Here is a 16699-nt window from a genome sequence, read left to right as displayed (position 1 = left end):
TCTCTACCAAACGGGCAATTGTGGCTGTATCCAATAATTCTGTGATGGGAATGCCGTTAACGGTTGCATAACCAGACAAGGGAACCATTAAATCACCGTGGCTACCCAATACCATTGCCTTCACATCAGCCGGTAATACCCCTAACTCTAAAGCAATAAAAGTTTCAAATCTTGCCGAGTCTAATACCCCAGCCATACCCATAACTCGGTGACGTGGTAAACCTGTCGCTTCCCAAGCCAAATAAGTCATCACATCCAAAGGATTGGTGATAATTATAAAAATAGCATCGGGAGAATGAGCGATCGCACTCTTAGCCGCTTCCACCACAATCTTGGCATTAATTTTCAGCAAATCATCCCGACTCATCCCAGGTTTACGGGGAATTCCGGCAGTAATCACCACAATTTCGGAATCAGAAGTATCAGTATAATCATTCGTCCCCATAATCTGACGATGATGTAACTCAATTCCCCTAGCTTCCATTAAATCCAATGCTAAACCTTGGGGCATTCCCTCAACAATATCCAGCAACACCACATCTGCAAGATTTTTTTCAGCAATACGTTGGGCGAGAGTACTACCAACCTTACCAGCACCCACAATAGTGACACGAGGCGAACGGCATAGAATAGGAGAAACCATAATAATTCGTAATTTGTAATTTGTAATTCGTAATTAAGGAAACACTATAAAATAAATGATTCCATATTGTGGGATGGGCATCTTGCCCGTCCTTTGTTTTCATGTTTTTAAAGTTAGTATAAAGTAAAATATTGAAACCTGCGGGGGCAGGTTTTGTTTGTGTAGGGTCAGACTTGACTCTGAAAGTTAGTTAAATTCTTCAAGTTGATCCAAACGTAACCAAATATTTGGTGTTGGCACTTTCCCAAATTTTACCAAAGCGTAATCACCTTTCGTATCGACAATTTCGCCCTTGCTGTCAAACAAATATGAAGGAAAGCGGGTATCACTGGCTTGTGCTTCCAGACTGTTTTCCAATTTCTCGCGGATAGCGCGAACCATGTCTCCTTTTTTGACTGCCATAAATTGCCTCTTGAATTTGCAGATCGTTTTAAGAGGATTTTAGCTTGTAGGCAGATGTATTTTCACTTAAGAATATCTTGAACATCAAGGAACACGGCGAATATTCTTCCTCACTCCTCACTATTTTTCTGCTTAAATTATTCCAAATTTTTTTGTAGTGACGTGGCCAGCTTAAATTAGTGGTTGTCGCATAGCGCAAAGCACCATCCTAGATTCTCAGTGCTACTTGGTTTTGACTCCCTACTCAACACTCAACACTCAACACTCAACACTCAACACTCAACACTCAACACTCAACACTCAACACTCAACACTCAACACTCAGCACTTAGCACTCAGCACTCAGCACTCAGCACTCAACTCTGACACTGGGGGCAGAAATGACTGGAACGCCCAGCTAATTTAATGCGCTGTATGGGTGTACTACAAACTCGGCAAGGTTCCCCAGTGCGGTTATATACCCAAGCAACACCCCCATAATTGCCGTTAACCCCCTGAACATTCAGAAAATTACTAAAGGTTGTCCCGCCAGCCGCAATACTGGTTTCTAAGACTTGAATGATGGCTGTATGTAAAGGCTCAATTTGCTCTAACTGCAAATCTAAACAGAGATTTTCTGGTAAAATTCCACTTTTAAATAAAGCCTCATCAGCATAAATATTACCTAAACCTGCTACCACTGACTGATCTAATAGTGCCGTTTTGATGGGACGACGGCGATTTTTCAATTTAGCGGCGAGATAATCAACGGTGAACTCTGGTGAAAATGGATCTACAGCCAGTTTTGCTAAACCAGTAATTATACTTTCTACAGCCACTCCTGGGGGAACCCACCACATTTGCCCGAATGTGCGCTGGTCTACAAAGCGTAATTCTTGCTGGTCTTGAAAATATAACCTGACTCTGGTGTGCTTGTGTACTGGTTCATCTTGATGTACCCACAACAATTGTCCAGTCATTCGCAAATGAACGCCCAGCCAAATGGGAGATGAATGAGATGAGTGAGTGAGTTGAGCTAAAAGATATTTACCACGACGATGCCAAGAAGCGATCGCACTGCCAGTAATTTCAGGCATAAACTCATCTACAGAAAACGGGTAGGCGATGGTGCGATTCAGCAACACACACCCGCCTGTAATTTCTCGATGCAGGGTCAATTGATTTAAACCCCTGCGGACTGTTTCGACTTCAGGCAGTTCAGGCATTTAAAGCTGATTAAACAGGCAAATTTTATGTAAGGGCGATTAAATAGTTAAAAAAGAGGAAAGGGGCAGGGGAAAAGAGGAACGGGGGCAGGGTGCTGAGGAGAAGAGGAACGGTTTTTCAGTCAGGAAGTTTAAACTAATTTCTAACTCCCCCTTGCTCCCTGCTCCCTGCTCCCCTGCTTCTTCAATGCTCCCTGCTCCCCTGCTTCTTTAAGTTTGCCGCTTATTTTTTAGCTTTAGCCTTTGGTGCTTCTACCTCAACTAATTCGTCTATGGCAAAGTTATTGGTGTTAATACCGGAGTAATTCACCTTATCAAACCGGACAATTGCTGCGTATTTGATGCCGCTTTGGTCGATAGTAGCTACAGTGCCTACTTCTTGAAACCAGTAGGATTCGGGGCGGAGGATACGTACTTTAGAACCACGTTGAACCATGATTATCTTCCCTTTTAATTATTGATTGCCAATATATGGGGCTATTTGATTTCACTGTACATCTTGAAGGCCTCGCCTAGAGGCTTTGTTAAGTTATTTATCGCTCCCATCTCTTCCTTTGTGTACTGACTCACGGCTAACCCCAAATTTAAAATAGGTGTCAGACCCTCCTTGACAAAAACCCAATGATCGCTTAATTTCATTCGCAAATAGACAAATTAGCAAAAATTTATGTTTTACTTAAAACAAACACGCTACCCTCGTTACCCCTGCCTATTCGCAAATCACTATCTATATAAGTAATGTCCAGCCAGCCTTGCTGTTTATCACCGTTTAAGGGCGTATCAATTGCCGGAAATTTTTTACCAGCTTCAATTTGTTGGATAAAACTGGCGGGAGAACGATAATCTATTAAACGTTTTAAACCCAGAATTGAGCGTTGAAATTTTACTTGGACACGTTTTTCGGAAACAGGTTCAAATTTGGCAGCTACACTAACTAAACCTTCGAGATAAGGTAGGCCATAAATTTCGGCTATGTTATAAACGCTGCTAGTGTTCACCCGAATACACTGATAAATTTGACCAAGTTTACATAAAGGGATGCGATCCAGGTTTAACAGTGCCTTGCTGGTTGTATATATTAAGCGCCAATCACCATCGAGCAAATTGCTTGCTTCTATGGGACGAGGCGTAGGATTAAAGTCTTCCAAATTAGCGATCGCGGCTAAGATAGCCTGTTTTTGTGGTTCACTAGCTAATAAACCACGATTTGTCCCAGCGATCGCATCAATCAGATTTGCTTTGCCGATCATCATCCACCACCTCAAAAGTTATCAGGATTCATCCACTTAAGTCATATTAATGTCGTATGTATAGCACTTTACAAAACACTAAAAATTTATTTCAGGTTTTTTTACCACTATTAAATAAAATAATTCTGTCAGCTTACGGATTTATTCCCCCCAGAGTCGAATGAATAATTAAATTAGCCCTCGTCAGTGATAGACTTCTTAATGTCTAGTTACATGAACCTTTTTGTGCTTTCGTAGATATGTTGAATTCTCCCTTAAGTGAAGAACCCCGTAACCAACGCGCACAGGTGATCCCACTCAAGCAAGAGTCTTCTATGTTGGACTGGTTGCAATTTCAAGGTCGTCTGGTAGCGCGTAATGTCCAAGAAACCGAGTTTTCACAGCAAGACGTAGAAATATCAGAATACTTAAGTACCGAAGACGGCATAGATGATTTTGATATGGACGATGACAGTGATGTGAGTTTAGACGAAGATTGAGGACTTTTACAGCTACCCAAAAGTCAAAAGACGTAGGGTATAAATCTAGTTTTATTGGCCGTACTCAACTAGATAATATGTGTTGTTCTCATTGTTGAATTTTATAAGTGTGGAGTGAAGGGAATTTTTGTGGACGCTAAATTGTCTCCTAACCAAGGATCAACCATTTCGGGTATTGGATTAGCTTCTGGTTTAGTCTTAATGCTAAGTGTAGCAGCCGTGATATTTGATTGGCTGGGCAACAGAACGCCCTGGCAAGCTATGTCAATGACTTTACCATTGTTGGTGTGCGCCCTGGGTTCAGCTGCTATCGGCTTTGTGGTTATACCACTGCTACAAGCCCTCAAAACTGGGCAAATCATCCGTGAAGATGGCCCCCAAGCCCATTTAAAAAAAGCTGGTACGCCCACAATGGGGGGTATATTTTTCGTCCCTGTGGCTATAGCGATCGCCTGCGGATTTTCCAATTTTGCCCCAGAAGTGCTGGCAGTTTCCGCTTTAACTCTCAGCTATGGATTTGTGGGCTGGATTGATGATTGGCAAATTCTGCGCCGCAAATCAAACAAAGGCATATCCCCCAAGACAAAATTAGGGTTGCAAATTGTATTTGCAGCCGCGTTCTGTTTGTGGCTCATGTCCACTGATCATGGTGATATTACAAATATAGCTTTACCTTGGGTAAGCTTAACAATACCTTTAGGATTCTTATTCTGGCCTGTGGCTGGCTTTGTTTTATTAGCAGAAAGTAACGCCACTAACTTAACTGACGGTATTGATGGTTTAGCCGCAGGAACCGTGGCGATCGCCTTACTAGCGTTAGGTGCGCTCATTGCTCCAGCTTACCCTGGATTGATGGTTTTTTGTGCGGCATTAAGTGGTGGTTGCTTAGGTTTCTTAGCCCATAACCGCAACCCAGCCCGTGTATTCATGGGTGATACAGGTTCCTTAGCATTGGGTGGGGCTTTAGGTGCTGTGGCATTACTAACTAATAGTTTAGTCGCGCTGTTTATTCTCAGTGGGATTTTCTTTGTAGAAACCCTTTCGGTGATCGCTCAGGTAGGATATTACAAAGCGACAAAAGGACCAGATGGTAAAGGTAAGCGTTTGTTTAAAATGGCTCCCCTACACCATCATTTAGAATTAACCGGCTGGTCAGAATTACAAGTAGTAGCGGTATTTTATATTATTGCTACGATTTTAGCGGTCATTTGTTTAGCAGTCGCTCCTTTTTAAAATTTTTGAACCTTTAAAAAACTCATTTAATAAACAATAACCTCCGTATATGCGGGGGTTTTTTGATGAAAATTGGCAACCCTAAAATGGACAATTTTGGGCATAAATTATTTTTCTGTCAGGGGTTGACAGGTATAATTTTATACATTATAGTAGTGATAAGAAAGGCGATCGCTCCCGTCCAAGGTTCCGCGATCGCCTTTCCCTAAACCCCCATTTATGGAGATAAATACTATAATGACACAAGTTGAAAAGTTCGCCCCATCCGACTTACAACAGTACTTACATGGCGAAAACTTTATTACACCTCAAGTCCATCAATCTTTTAACAACCCATCGCCCAAAAGAGAACCGATTAAACATCTACTCATTGGTTCTGCAAAAACTGTTAGCAGTACAATTCACTATCTGCAAGTAATTGGCTATGCCAACGTTAGCGACTGGAGTCCATTGTTACCAACCGCTAACCCTGGTGAGGTAATGAGTATTTTAATTCGTCAGATTTTAATGGCTTAAAGCATTATTCTGCTCCCTAAATCCCCCTAGTTTGGGGGACGGGGAAAATTCTTGTTACCTGATAATTAGAGGCTATGGGTGAGGTCTTAGGGACTTCCAAGAAATAAATTATCCGGATTAACGAACCACAGAGGCGCAGAGGACACAGAGGAATCAAGGTTTGAGAAATTTTTTACGTTAGGTGGTTGAGTGTTTTTTTATTTGGAAGTCCCTTATGACACAAAGAAGAAATTCCCTACATTTGCAATTGACTAACTAAATGAGCCATTTCTGGCAAAATCAGCTTTTCCATCCCCAATCGCACCGCGTTACTAGAACCGGGAAGGGAAAAGATTAATTTATATTGATAAACTCCAGCCACAGCACGAGAAGCGATCGCACGGGAACCAATTTCTTGATAACTTAAAAATCGAAACAACTCCCCAAATCCGGGTAAAGTTTTCTCTAATAATTTCTCAATCGCATCATAGGTTGTATCTCTGGGAGCGATACCAGTACCACCATTGAAGATAATTACATCTAAAGCAGCATTTTTACTCAGCCGTTCTATTTCTGCTTGAATTTGCGCTGGCTCATCCTTAACGATTTTGTACACTTCCACAACATGGTGCGCCGCAACCAGCAATTGCTGGATTAGCTGACCACTTTTATCAGTTTCTAGGTCACGAGTATCACTGACCGTCACCACAGCGCAGGTGATGATAATTCCTGGGGAGTCGGGGTGTGGTTGCATTGACATGAGGAACAAGGGAAGATTGAGCCAGGAAGCAAGGTGGAAAACCTCGCTCCTAGTGGTAAAAAACTTGATATTACAGCAACTGGATTTCCACTCAGCACTCAGCACGGGCTAAACGCCCCACTAACAGCACTTTTCTACTCAGCTTTATTAAATCCCAAATCGTTTTGTTCAGCATACCGTTCCATAAAGCGCATAAAACGCTCCCATTCTTCGGCGGATTTCATCACATGAACTGCCTCTATACCTTCTGGCTTACCGTTCACAAATTTACCCTTAACTTCACGGGTGACAATTTCGCCTTCCTCGTCGATTAGGTACATCCCGGTGATTTCTTCGGTGCTGCCTTCCGCCAATACTTGGGGATTTATGAAGATAAATGTTGCTGTACCACTGTCACCAGTGCGCGATCGCGTCAAGCGTACTTCTGGAATTACTTCTTCGTCAATACCTTTAGAAAATTGAATTTTGACCATGATCTGTGTATTTAATATTTTGTAGTTGTAATCGTTAACTTGTAATTCTCTCATTTTTTGGGAAATGCTGAAAACCCTCATATTTTTCAGTGATATTTATTGACAAATTTCTTTATCACAAATGAGTCAATAAAGCAAATTCACCATATTATCATGTATATCTGCATAAAAAACTATATTTTGGGTTGAATAGTTTTTTTGAGACAGCTTTAAAACTTGTGTAAAAAAATTCCAGTTTAGATGATAGTTACTCTAGTGTTATGGGTATCATCTGTACTAGAGGCTGATATTCTTAGAGGCTGAGATTACCTAAGTATTTTCCATAGGATATAAAAACAACATGACTAGTTCAGGGGAAGATTATTTCGTTGTCCGTAAAAAGAAAGACCAGCGAAAAAAGAAATTTTTAGCGATTATATCAATAATTGGATTTGGTGGTTCTATGTTGTTTGGGGCAGTTGGTACGATACAACGAGCTATGCAAAATCCTCAACCTCAGCCAGCATCTGTATCTGTTGAGTCTTCATTGCAAGAACAGGCGCAGGATTATGAGTTGGTATTACGACGAGAACCTGAGAACCAAGTTGCACTGGAAAAACTGGCTTTATTAAGGATAAAATTGGAAGATTTTCAAGGTGCAATGGAACCTTTAGAAAAGTTAACAAATTTACACCCTGATCGGCAAGATTATAACGTGATGTTAGAGCAGGTTCAGAATTTGCAAACTGAGAGCGATCGCTAGATTTGCTCAAACAAATATTTAAATATTAAAAACTCTAGGAGAAAAATACCCATGAAATGCGGAAAATACTGTGAACAACTATTAACCGATTATTTACCAAAAGTGGATAGCGAAAAAAAAGGGGTTTGCATCGAAGTAGGAGTGGGTACATTTGCTTTTTATTGTGTCCTATTTAAACAGTTAGGATTTAAAAGTATTGCTATAGAACCGTTAGTAGGCAATCAACTACGTCAAGTATGTCAAGAAAATAGTATTGATTTAGTTGAAAGTTGTCTTTCAGATGTAGATGGAGATCAAACTCTATACATTGGCAATTTTCAAGGACATGACAACATCAATCTTTCTTCTCTTTTGCCTGATTGGTGGGGAGCATCAGAAAAAACATCAGATGTTCATTCTCTCACTCTTAAGACATTAATCTCTAGTTTTCATATAGAAAAAATAAGTTGCTTAAAAATAGATGTTGAAGGGGCAGAATTTATAATTATTAGTCAGTTGCAAGAATTACCGTCATTTCTTTTACCCGAAATAGTAATGTTTGAGTATGGTGGCGGTGATTCTAAAGCTAGTTCTAATAGTGGGTGGTCTCCGAAATTTTTAAATCAAACTAGCGACTGTTTAAGAGTGCTAGAACAATCTGGCTATACTTTGGGGATGATAGTTGATGAATCTGAACCTGAAAATCCAGTTACTTTTCGTTTACAAGATTATACAAGTAATTTTAAAGATTTATTTAAATCTAGTTCAGTTTGGGGCAATATAATTATTTTAAAAAAACCAATAGGCTCATATACTAACAATAAAAACCAATATTTTGATTCAACAGGGGAAACAAAAATTATTAAAAATTTCATTAATAATCAAAGTATAGTTTTTGATGTTGGTGCTAATGTTGGAAATTGGAGTAAAACGCTTTTAGAAAACAATGAGCAAGTTCAAATACATTTATTTGAACCAGTACCAAATAACTACATAACACTGAATAGTAACTTAGCCGAATGGTTAGAAAATGGGAATATACGCGCTAATCAAATTGCCGTGGCTAACCACCAAAATACACAAAATTTTTATTACTATGAAGATAATCCAGCTTGGAGTACTTTTTATCGCCGTTTCGAGGTTGAAAGACAATATGCTCTGAAACAGCCCATTGAATTACCAGTAGTTACTACAACTATTGATAAATACTGCCAGCAATTACAAATCAATAAAATTAACTTTTTAAAAATTGATACCGAAGGAGGAGAATTAGATGTCCTTTATGGAGCAAAAGAATTACTGAGAAAAGGCAAAATTGATTATATACAATTTGAATATGGCGGGACGTTTAAAGATTCTAATATTACTTTAAAGCAAGTATTTAATTATTTACATAATCTTAAATATTTTCTTTTAAAAATAGAAGCAGAACATTTAATCTATATACCTGAGTTTTTACCAGAATATGAAGATTTTGAATATAGTAATTACTTAGCAGTTAACGAACGCTTCAAAACCACCATTCTAGGACAAACGCCTCGAATGCTTGACTTAGCCGAGCTTTGTGCCAGCAAGTCTGTGAAACCCAGAGGTGTGATTCATATTGGAGCGCATGAAGGACAAGAATTGAGTGATTATTTAGCAATGGGGGTAGATAAGATACTTTATATCGAAGCTAACCCAAATGTATTTACGAGATTACAGAGTACGATAGCCAATTATCCTCATGTGCAAGCGGTATGTTCTGCCATTGGTAATGAAAATGGCACAGTTACTTTACATATAACTTCAATGGATCAAAGTAGCTCTATTTTGCCTTTGAAAGTATCATCGGAAATTTATCCCATGATTACGGAAACTGACCAAATTAGAGTACCATGCAAAACTCTGGATAGTTTATTGGAGGAATTAAACGTTAATCCAGCAGACTTCAATATTCTCAACATTGATATTCAAGGGGCAGAACTATTAGCATTACAAGGGGCAACTAAGACATTAAAATACATAGAAGCCATTAACACAGAAGTCAACTATAAAGAGCTTTATGCTGGGTGTGCCTTAATTGATGAAATAGATGATTTTTTAGAAACTTATGATTTTGAAAGAATAGCGACAACTACTCCTTACCATCCATCCTGGGGAGATGCTTTTTATACAAAAAAAGCAGTGATTACCATATCTACTTTAGGTAAAAATGGTAGATTTGCTAATCAAATTTTTCAATATGCTTTCTTAAAAATATATGCTAAAGAACATAATCTCAGAGTAGAAACACCATCTTGGATAGGACAAACTATTTTTGGACATAATGATCCACCTATTTCTCAAGTACTACCAGTATTTACAGAAATAACCAATGATATAAAGGATGCAATCATTCCCAATTCGGATCAAGTCTTTAAAAATGTTGATTTTTGGGGATATTTTCAATACAACACTAGATACTATGCTCCCCATAAGGAGTATTTTCGTTCTTTATTTGAGCCAGTAACAGAAATTAAAGCGAAAATTCAGCAAGGAATTCAAAGTCTTCGTAAAAAGGGAAAAACAATTATTGGGCTTCATTTACGAAGAGGAGACTATGGCTATCAGCATTTTTTCATCGCACCCAGTCAATGGTATTTAGAATGGTTAGATAATATTTGGTCAACCCTGGATGAACCAGTATTATTCATTGCTAGCGATGAAATAGATAAAGTCAAGCAAGATTTTAGTCAATATAATCCAGTAACAGCTAGAGACTTAGATTGTGAATTAGAACAAGCAGATTTTTATGTAGATTTTTATTTACTCAGTCAATGTGATATTTTAGCAATTTCTAACAGTTCTTTTTCCTTCGCTGCTGCAATTTTAAATGAAAAAGGAAAGTTATTTATGCGCCCATATTTACCGTCCAAAAAACTGATTCAGTTTAATCCTTGGGCTGCTGAAACAATCTTCCTTGATGCAAAAATTGAACATTATCAAAGACAAAAATCATCAGCTATAAAATCTGAGCTAACAACCCCTGTAGCATTTCTCATTTTCAATCGCCCCGATACTACCGCCAGAGTATTTGAAGCAATCCGCCAAGCTAAACCCCCTAAATTATTAGTTGTAGCAGATGGAGCAAGAACCGATAAACTCGGAGAAGCAGAAAAATGTACTGCTACCAGAGCAATCATTAATCAAATTGATTGGGAATGTGAAGTATTAACTAATTACTCTGATGTTAACTTAGGTTGTCGCAAAAGAGTTAGTAGTGGTTTAGATTGGATATTTGAGCAGGTAGAAGAAGCCATTATTTTAGAAGATGACTGTCTACCTCATCCGACTTTTTTCCGCTACTGCCAAGAATTATTAGAGAAATATCGTGATGATGAACGCATTATGATGATTTCGGGCGATAACTTCCAATTTGGACAGAAAAGAACCGAAGATAGTTATTATTTTTCTCGTTACAGCCATATTTGGGGTTGGGCAAGTTGGCGGCGTGCGTGGACAAAGTATGATGATTCTATGCAACTATGGCCAAAATTAAGAGATAATGCTTGGCTTAATAATGTCTTGCCAAATGCTCAGGCAGTTGCTTACTGGTCAAGAATATTTCAAGATGTCTATGATGGTTTTAACACTTGGGATTATATTTGGCTATTTACACTTTGGGCTAATAATGGTTTAACAATCTTGCCTCATGTAAATCTAGTATCTAATATTGGATTTGGTACTGGTACTCACATGAAAAATGTTAATAGTCCTTTAGCTAATATGGCACTAGAAGCCATGAAATTTCCTCTTAAACATTCTCCTATGATTATTCAAAATACTCAGGCAGATAATTTTACTGAAGCAACAATTTTTAGTGGTGGAAAAACGAAATCACTTGTTATTGAAACTTCTAATATATCTTCTCAAGAAAAGTTAATAGACTATATCAACAGTAACAAAAATTCTGAGGTTCTTAATCTTATAGGTTCTATACAACAGCCAAATTCCAGCTATTACTATCTCAAAGCATTAGCTGAGATCAGATTAGGTTATATTTCTGAAGCAAAAAATTCTCTTCACTCTCTTTTCGCAAAAGTACCAAATCATCTTAAAGGAAAACACCTTCTACAACAAATTAGTCAAGATTCAGAAAAAGAAGTTGAAGCAATAATTCACCAAGCCTTAGAAAGTTTTAATCAAGGGGATAAAATCAAAGCTCTCCGTTTAGGTGAAAAAGCTGCCGCATTGGGTGTTTTTGTACCAGGGTTACATTATTTCAGATCGATTTTTAATAGCGCTGTTGCCAGATATGAAGAAGCTCTGGAAGCAGCTCAACAAGAATTAGAATATAATCCTGAAAATATTCAAGCACAACAACAGGTTGCATCACTAACAAAAGCATTAATTAAACCAAAAAAGGTGAAGATTCCCAATGAGCAAAGGACATGGAATACTGCCTTACCCCATGATTTAATGATGTCTATTCAAAATAGTATTCATAATTATTCTTATCGTGGTGTACCAACACAAAAAAATCCTTTTGATTATGCCATCTATCCTGTCTTAATTTGGAATATAAAGCCTCGCACTATTATTGAAATTGGCTCAAAAAGTGGTGGTAGTGCTTTATGGTTTGGGGACTTATTAAATAATTTTGGTCTTGATTGTCATATTTACTCTGTGGATATTGTGAAAGTGACGAAGTATTCTCATACTAATGTCACATTTATGGAAGGAGATGGACAAAATTTACAAGAAATTTTTTCTCCCGATTTTTTAAAGCAATTACCTCGTCCTTTATTAGTAATAGAAGATGCAGATCATTCCTATCACACAAGTAAGGCAGTTTTAGATTTCTTCCATCCATATCTTGACCAAGACGAATACATTGTAGTCGAAGATGGTATTATTTCTGATATTGTTCAGGATAAATCTTATAACAGTGGACCCCATCAAGCCTTAAAAGCTTTTATGGCTGAATATAACCACGAGTATGATATTGATGGTGAATATTGTGACTTTTTTGCTTACAATTTGACTTGGGCAACCAATGGTTATCTGAAAAAGCTGACACCAGCAAACATTAAATCTTCCAATTTATCTGCATCAAAAGAACTTAATCAAAATAATCATCTGATTCAAAAAGCAAATCTTGCCTTAAATAATAATCAACTTCAAGAAGCTTTTACAATATTAAATGATGCCAAAGCTTTAAAACAACCCATTATGGGTTTAGACTATTTAAGAGCAAAATGTTTTTTGCAGATGAGACAACCTGCTGCTTCTATTCAAGCTTTGTATGAAGAGTTACGCTATTTTCCCGAAAATAATCAAGCCGATAATTTTCTCAAGCAATTATTAAATCAATATCCTCAATTTGTATCTAATAATATCCAAGACTCTGAATTTCAAGAAATATATAGGTTAATTCAACCTTATACAATGCTCAGTGAGGCTAGACTGTATTCACTATTTACGCTCATCAAAAGAATTTGTGTAGAAAATATCCCCGGTAACTTTGTCGAGTGTGGAGTTGCGGCCGGAGGTTCAACAGCCCTTGTAGCCGCAGTAATTAAACGCCATACCAGACAACCTCGTTGGGTTTATGCCTTTGACTCTTTTGATGGAATGCCTGCACCCACAGAAAAAGATAAATCTAACGGTATTCTTGCTGAAGTAACGGGATGGGGTACAGGTACTTGTGCCGCACCAGAAGCCAGTGTGAAGGAAATCTGCAATAAACTGGGCGTTGGTGATATTGTTCAATTAGTTAAAGGTTACTTTCAAGACACCCTACCAAAAATGAGAGATAGAGTAGGGATGATTGCTCTTCTACACATGGATGGTGATTGGTACGAATCCACTAAAACAATTATTCATAATTTCTATGATCGCATTTCTAATGATGGATTTGTGCAAGTAGATGATTATGGTTTCTGGGAAGGATGTCGTCAAGCCTTACATGAATTTGAAGCCGAGAGGCAACTAAAATTTAAACTTCATCAAATAGATAGTACAGGAGTTTGGTTTAATTGCCCTCACAAATTTGCTATTAATCCAGTATTTGAAACCTCATTAATCGCAGAATTTCACCAAGATGATCCTGTGAAATACGGCATTCAAAGTCAGATGTCAAAAAATGAGCGTTTTCAGATGTATTATGCTCTGCGTCAACTTTTAACAACCAATTCATCTCCTTGCCGTTTTGTGGAAATAGGCTCTTTTGCCGGAAGTTCACTATTTTTAAATCAAAAAGCCCTAGTTAGAGAGCATAATGCTTTAGAAGGATGGGCTATTGATCCAGGATTACACCCCCAATTAAAATTAGTACTGGATAACTTACCACCAGAAATTACTCATCTGAGAATGTTTTCCCATGATGCTTTAGCTGAATTACAAAGTATCTTTGAGCGTGACGGTAACTATCCACCTTATATTTTTGTTGATGGCGATCATTCTTATGAAGGTGTGAAAAAAGATATTATTAACTATTATCCCTTACTTGCTCCTGGAGGCTTAATGATTTTCCATGATTATTTACCTCCTCTGAATGAGGAAAATAGTTCCTCAATCCTTTTTCATCATGGAGGAAATGAACCCGGTATCAGACAGGCTTGCCAAGAATTAATGGAAAATACTTACAATTGTGAAATTATCGAAATACCTTTGTTATATCCTGATGATCCAACTCAAACTCAGGCATATTTGCCGATTATTCCCGGAGTATATTCTTCTCTAAAAATTTATCGTAAACCCAGCAATTAAATTAAAACCTCTAATTCAATGCTTAAAATTCTACATATTATTGATTTCCTTTGTCTCGGTGGTGCTGCTCGCTCCATGATTGCTATTTCTAAATATTCTTCTCGTTTAGATGAGCAACTTCAACATCAAGTTATCTCTTTGAAAGAAGCTGATCCTAGTGCAGTAGAATTAGCAGAATCAGGGGGTATGAAATTTATTGCGCCAGTTGATGTAATAGCTCGTAATCAACTAATTTCTGAAGCAGATTTAGTGCATATTCACTACTGGAATAATCCCCAGATGTTCTCTTTTCTGCATTCGGAATTACCTCCCACAAGGTTAATCATCTGGTTTCATGTTTCAGGAGATAGCGCCCCACAGGTGATTACTCGTGATTTAATTAATTATGCTGACTTTGCTATTCCTTGTAATCCCCATTCTTATGACTTACCCGTAGTGCGACAATTAGCACCGGAAATCAGACAAAAAAAAGTCGGGATGGTTTACGATGCGGCTGATTTTGAGCGAGTTCAAAATATTCAACCCCAACCCCACGATACTTTTAATGTTGGCTATATGGGAGCTTTAGCTTTTAGTAAAATGCACCCTGAGTATATCTCTATGAGTGCCAAAGCTAATATTCCCGGTGTTAAATTTATTCTCTGTGGTGGTGGAAATATTAATTTATTACAGCAACAAGCCTCAGAATTAAACTCATTAGCTAAATTTGATTTTCGTGGTTTTGTCGAAGATATTAGCTCAGTAATTTCTGAATTTGATGTTTATGGTTATCCATTATGTGAAGATACCTATGCAGCCGCAGAATTAAATTTACAAGAAGTCATGTATGCCGGAATACCTCCGATAGTTTTTCCCCACGGTGGGATTAAAAAATTAGTAATTGACAATTATACAGGTTTAGTTGTTAATAGTGAATTTGAATATAGTCAAGCCTTAGAGTATCTTTATCACAATCCCCAAGAAAGATTAAGATTAGGCAAAAATGCCCAGCAATACGCCGAGCAAATCTTTGGAGCAGAAAACGCAGCTAAACAGCTAAATCCCATCTATCACCGCTTGATGGCAACACCCAAGAGAACGAAACAATGGAGTATTCCTGTTGATGGTAGTTTGTTAGATGAACCTGTATCTGTTCTGGATGTAGTTGATATTCCGGCACAGTTTGAAGGTGCAAAAACTTTCATTGAGTCTATAGGAGATACCGCACCCCAATTTATTACAAGTTTAACTTCTGAAGATATTAATCAATTATTTGCTGCTGACGAAAAAATAGCTAATTCCTCGACTCTCTTAGGATTAGGAGAAGGTGGAGTAGTTCAATATGTTAATCACTATCGCCAAGATGGTTATTTAAGATTATGGGTAGGGTTAATCTTGGAAGGTCAGGGAAAAACTTCAGATGCAATGGAACAATTTATTCATTCCATCCAATTTGGTTGTACTCATTGGCGTGTATTTTGGTATTTAGCTCAAGCCGCAGAGCGTCTTCAGGACACTGCTGTATTGCAACAAGCCTTAGATAAGCTAAGTCATCTTGTGCCTAACTTTGCTCCTGTTCAAGAGATGAAAGAAAGATTACAAACACTATTAGATTCAGAATTTGATTTATCTAACTTAAATCTCAAAGAAATTAACTATATTATTTTCCCTGATTGGACACAGCCAGAAGATGAACTAGGTTTAGAGTTACAACAAGTAATTCAAACATTAGCCACTCATCCTGAAAGTGAAAAACTTACTTTACTTATTAACACGAGGAATATTGCTACCGAAGATGCAGAAATGTTTTTATCTAGTGTAGCGATGAATTTGTTAATGGAAGAGGATTTAGACATTAGTGCTAAAATAGATATCTCCCTGATAGATAAGTTAGGAGATATGCAATGGCAATCCTTATTACCTCGAATTTATGGCAGAATAACTTTGAATAATGAAGATGAAACTGCTTTAGAACAAGTACCAGTTAGCAAACTACAAAGTTATCAAATAGATAGCTTGATGAATTAAATATAAATAAATATAAAGTTCGTAGTCAGCACTTCAGTGCTTCCGCAAAGAGCAGGACTAAAGTCCTCACTACAAACAGAAACAATTTCGTAGTCAGCACTTTAGTGCTTCCGCAAAGATGAGGACTAAAGTCCTCACTACAAGCTTATGTATAAATATCGAAAACTTACACCAGAACAAAAAGCTAAATTAGTTGAATACCGTTTGAGTCGTAGTTATCCACCCCACTCGCCACCACATCTGATACGCGATGAACAATTTTATTTGTTAACAGCAGCTTGCTATGAACATCAGTATTA

14 protein-coding genes are annotated in these 16699 nt (G+C 37.8%); 7 read left to right on the top strand and 7 right to left on the bottom strand.

What is annotated here, in order from left to right; translation table 11 throughout:
• The 5 genes from VB654_RS13435 to VB654_RS13415 all read right to left on the bottom strand — a co-directional run.
• The coding region (locus tag VB654_RS13435; RefSeq protein WP_323214268.1) for a malate dehydrogenase at positions 1-643 on the bottom strand (643 nt) is incomplete at its 3' end.
• Positions 644-829: 186 nt separating this feature from the next.
• Complete coding sequence (locus VB654_RS13430) at positions 830-1045, bottom strand: NAD(P)H-quinone oxidoreductase subunit O (protein WP_323214267.1); 216 nt, start codon at positions 1043-1045, stop codon at positions 830-832.
• 356 nt (positions 1046-1401) lie between these two features.
• Complete coding sequence (locus VB654_RS13425) at positions 1402-2250, bottom strand: DNA-formamidopyrimidine glycosylase (protein WP_323214266.1); 849 nt, start codon at positions 2248-2250, stop codon at positions 1402-1404.
• 223 nt (positions 2251-2473) lie between these two features.
• Entirely contained in the window at positions 2474-2686 is a 213-nt protein-coding gene (locus VB654_RS13420) for a photosystem I reaction center subunit IV (protein ID WP_089090839.1), read from the bottom strand.
• A gap of 229 nt (positions 2687-2915) precedes the next feature.
• Complete coding sequence (locus tag VB654_RS13415) at positions 2916-3500, bottom strand: PAP/fibrillin family protein (RefSeq protein ID WP_323214272.1); 585 nt, start codon at positions 3498-3500, stop codon at positions 2916-2918.
• A gap of 239 nt (positions 3501-3739) precedes the next feature.
• Between VB654_RS13415 and VB654_RS13410 the strand changes: the two genes are divergently transcribed.
• The 4 genes from VB654_RS13410 (at position 3740) to VB654_RS13395 (ending at position 5728) form a co-directional block, all read left to right on the top strand.
• The gene (locus VB654_RS13410) at positions 3740-3979 is read left to right on the top strand and encodes a DUF3134 domain-containing protein (protein WP_323214265.1); all 240 of its coding nucleotides are present in this window, start codon (positions 3740-3742) and stop codon (positions 3977-3979) included.
• Positions 3980-4108: 129 nt separating this feature from the next.
• Complete coding sequence (gene mraY / locus VB654_RS13405; protein ID WP_323214264.1) at positions 4109-5212, top strand: phospho-N-acetylmuramoyl-pentapeptide-transferase; 1104 nt, start codon at positions 4109-4111, stop codon at positions 5210-5212.
• Between the two features lie 65 nt (positions 5213-5277).
• Positions 5278-5421 carry a hypothetical protein gene (locus VB654_RS13400; RefSeq protein ID WP_323214263.1) on the top strand — a complete coding sequence of 48 codons (144 nt, stop codon included), beginning with the start codon at positions 5278-5280 and terminating at the stop codon, positions 5419-5421.
• 25 nt (positions 5422-5446) lie between these two features.
• The gene (locus VB654_RS13395; RefSeq protein ID WP_416235684.1) at positions 5447-5728 is read left to right on the top strand and encodes a hypothetical protein; all 282 of its coding nucleotides are present in this window, start codon (positions 5447-5449) and stop codon (positions 5726-5728) included.
• A 235-nt stretch (positions 5729-5963) separates the two neighbouring features.
• Here VB654_RS13395 and VB654_RS13390 read toward each other — a convergent pair whose 3' ends face one another.
• The gene (locus VB654_RS13390; protein WP_323214261.1) at positions 5964-6467 is read right to left on the bottom strand and encodes a MogA/MoaB family molybdenum cofactor biosynthesis protein; all 504 of its coding nucleotides are present in this window, start codon (positions 6465-6467) and stop codon (positions 5964-5966) included.
• 134 nt (positions 6468-6601) lie between these two features.
• Positions 6602-6940 (bottom strand): photosystem II reaction center protein Psb28, encoded by a 339-nt coding sequence (gene psb28, locus VB654_RS13385; protein ID WP_323214260.1) that lies wholly within the window; start codon positions 6938-6940, stop codon positions 6602-6604.
• A 340-nt stretch (positions 6941-7280) separates the two neighbouring features.
• Here psb28 and VB654_RS13380 point away from each other — a divergent pair, with 340 nt between their 5' ends.
• Genes VB654_RS13380 through VB654_RS13370 form a run of 3 tightly spaced genes read left to right on the top strand, consistent with a single transcriptional unit; the run spans position 7281 to position 16400 of the window.
• Positions 7281-7682 (top strand): tetratricopeptide repeat protein, encoded by a 402-nt coding sequence (locus VB654_RS13380; RefSeq protein WP_323214259.1) that lies wholly within the window; start codon positions 7281-7283, stop codon positions 7680-7682.
• Positions 7683-7733: 51 nt separating this feature from the next.
• Complete coding sequence (locus VB654_RS13375) at positions 7734-14393, top strand: FkbM family methyltransferase (RefSeq protein ID WP_323214258.1); 6660 nt, start codon at positions 7734-7736, stop codon at positions 14391-14393.
• Between the two features lie 18 nt (positions 14394-14411).
• Positions 14412-16400: a glycosyltransferase family 4 protein gene (locus VB654_RS13370; RefSeq protein ID WP_323214257.1), complete on the top strand. Its 1989-nt coding sequence runs from the start codon at positions 14412-14414 to the stop codon at positions 16398-16400.
• The last annotated feature ends 299 nt before the right edge of the window (positions 16401-16699 follow it).

It is taken from the genome of Nodularia sp. UHCC 0506 (assembly GCF_034931045.1).
Classification (GTDB): Bacteria; Cyanobacteriota; Cyanobacteriia; order Cyanobacteriales; family Nostocaceae; genus Nodularia.
Note: the sequence above shows the minus strand (reverse complement) of the source record. Positions and strands in the feature narration are given on the sequence as shown.

What these genes read in the sequence shown, in the direction of transcription:
- VB654_RS13430 (WP_323214267.1), bottom strand. Translation starts at nt 1,045, where the DNA reads ATGGCAGTCAAAAAAGGAGACATGGTTCGCGCTATCCGCGAGAAATTG.
- VB654_RS13425 (WP_323214266.1), bottom strand. Translation starts at nt 2,250, where the DNA reads ATGCCTGAACTGCCTGAAGTCGAAACAGTCCGCAGGGGTTTAAATCAA.
- VB654_RS13420 (WP_089090839.1), bottom strand. Translation starts at nt 2,686, where the DNA reads ATGGTTCAACGTGGTTCTAAAGTACGTATCCTCCGCCCCGAATCCTAC.
- VB654_RS13415 (WP_323214272.1), bottom strand. Translation starts at nt 3,500, where the DNA reads ATGATCGGCAAAGCAAATCTGATTGATGCGATCGCTGGGACAAATCGT.
- VB654_RS13410 (WP_323214265.1), top strand. Translation starts at nt 3,740, where the DNA reads ATGTTGAATTCTCCCTTAAGTGAAGAACCCCGTAACCAACGCGCACAG.
- VB654_RS13400 (WP_323214263.1), top strand. Translation starts at nt 5,278, where the DNA reads ATGAAAATTGGCAACCCTAAAATGGACAATTTTGGGCATAAATTATTT.
- VB654_RS13390 (WP_323214261.1), bottom strand. Translation starts at nt 6,467, where the DNA reads ATGTCAATGCAACCACACCCCGACTCCCCAGGAATTATCATCACCTGC.
- psb28 (WP_323214260.1), bottom strand. Translation starts at nt 6,940, where the DNA reads ATGGTCAAAATTCAATTTTCTAAAGGTATTGACGAAGAAGTAATTCCA.
- VB654_RS13380 (WP_323214259.1), top strand. Translation starts at nt 7,281, where the DNA reads ATGACTAGTTCAGGGGAAGATTATTTCGTTGTCCGTAAAAAGAAAGAC.
- VB654_RS13375 (WP_323214258.1), top strand. Translation starts at nt 7,734, where the DNA reads ATGAAATGCGGAAAATACTGTGAACAACTATTAACCGATTATTTACCA.
- VB654_RS13370 (WP_323214257.1), top strand. Translation starts at nt 14,412, where the DNA reads ATGCTTAAAATTCTACATATTATTGATTTCCTTTGTCTCGGTGGTGCT.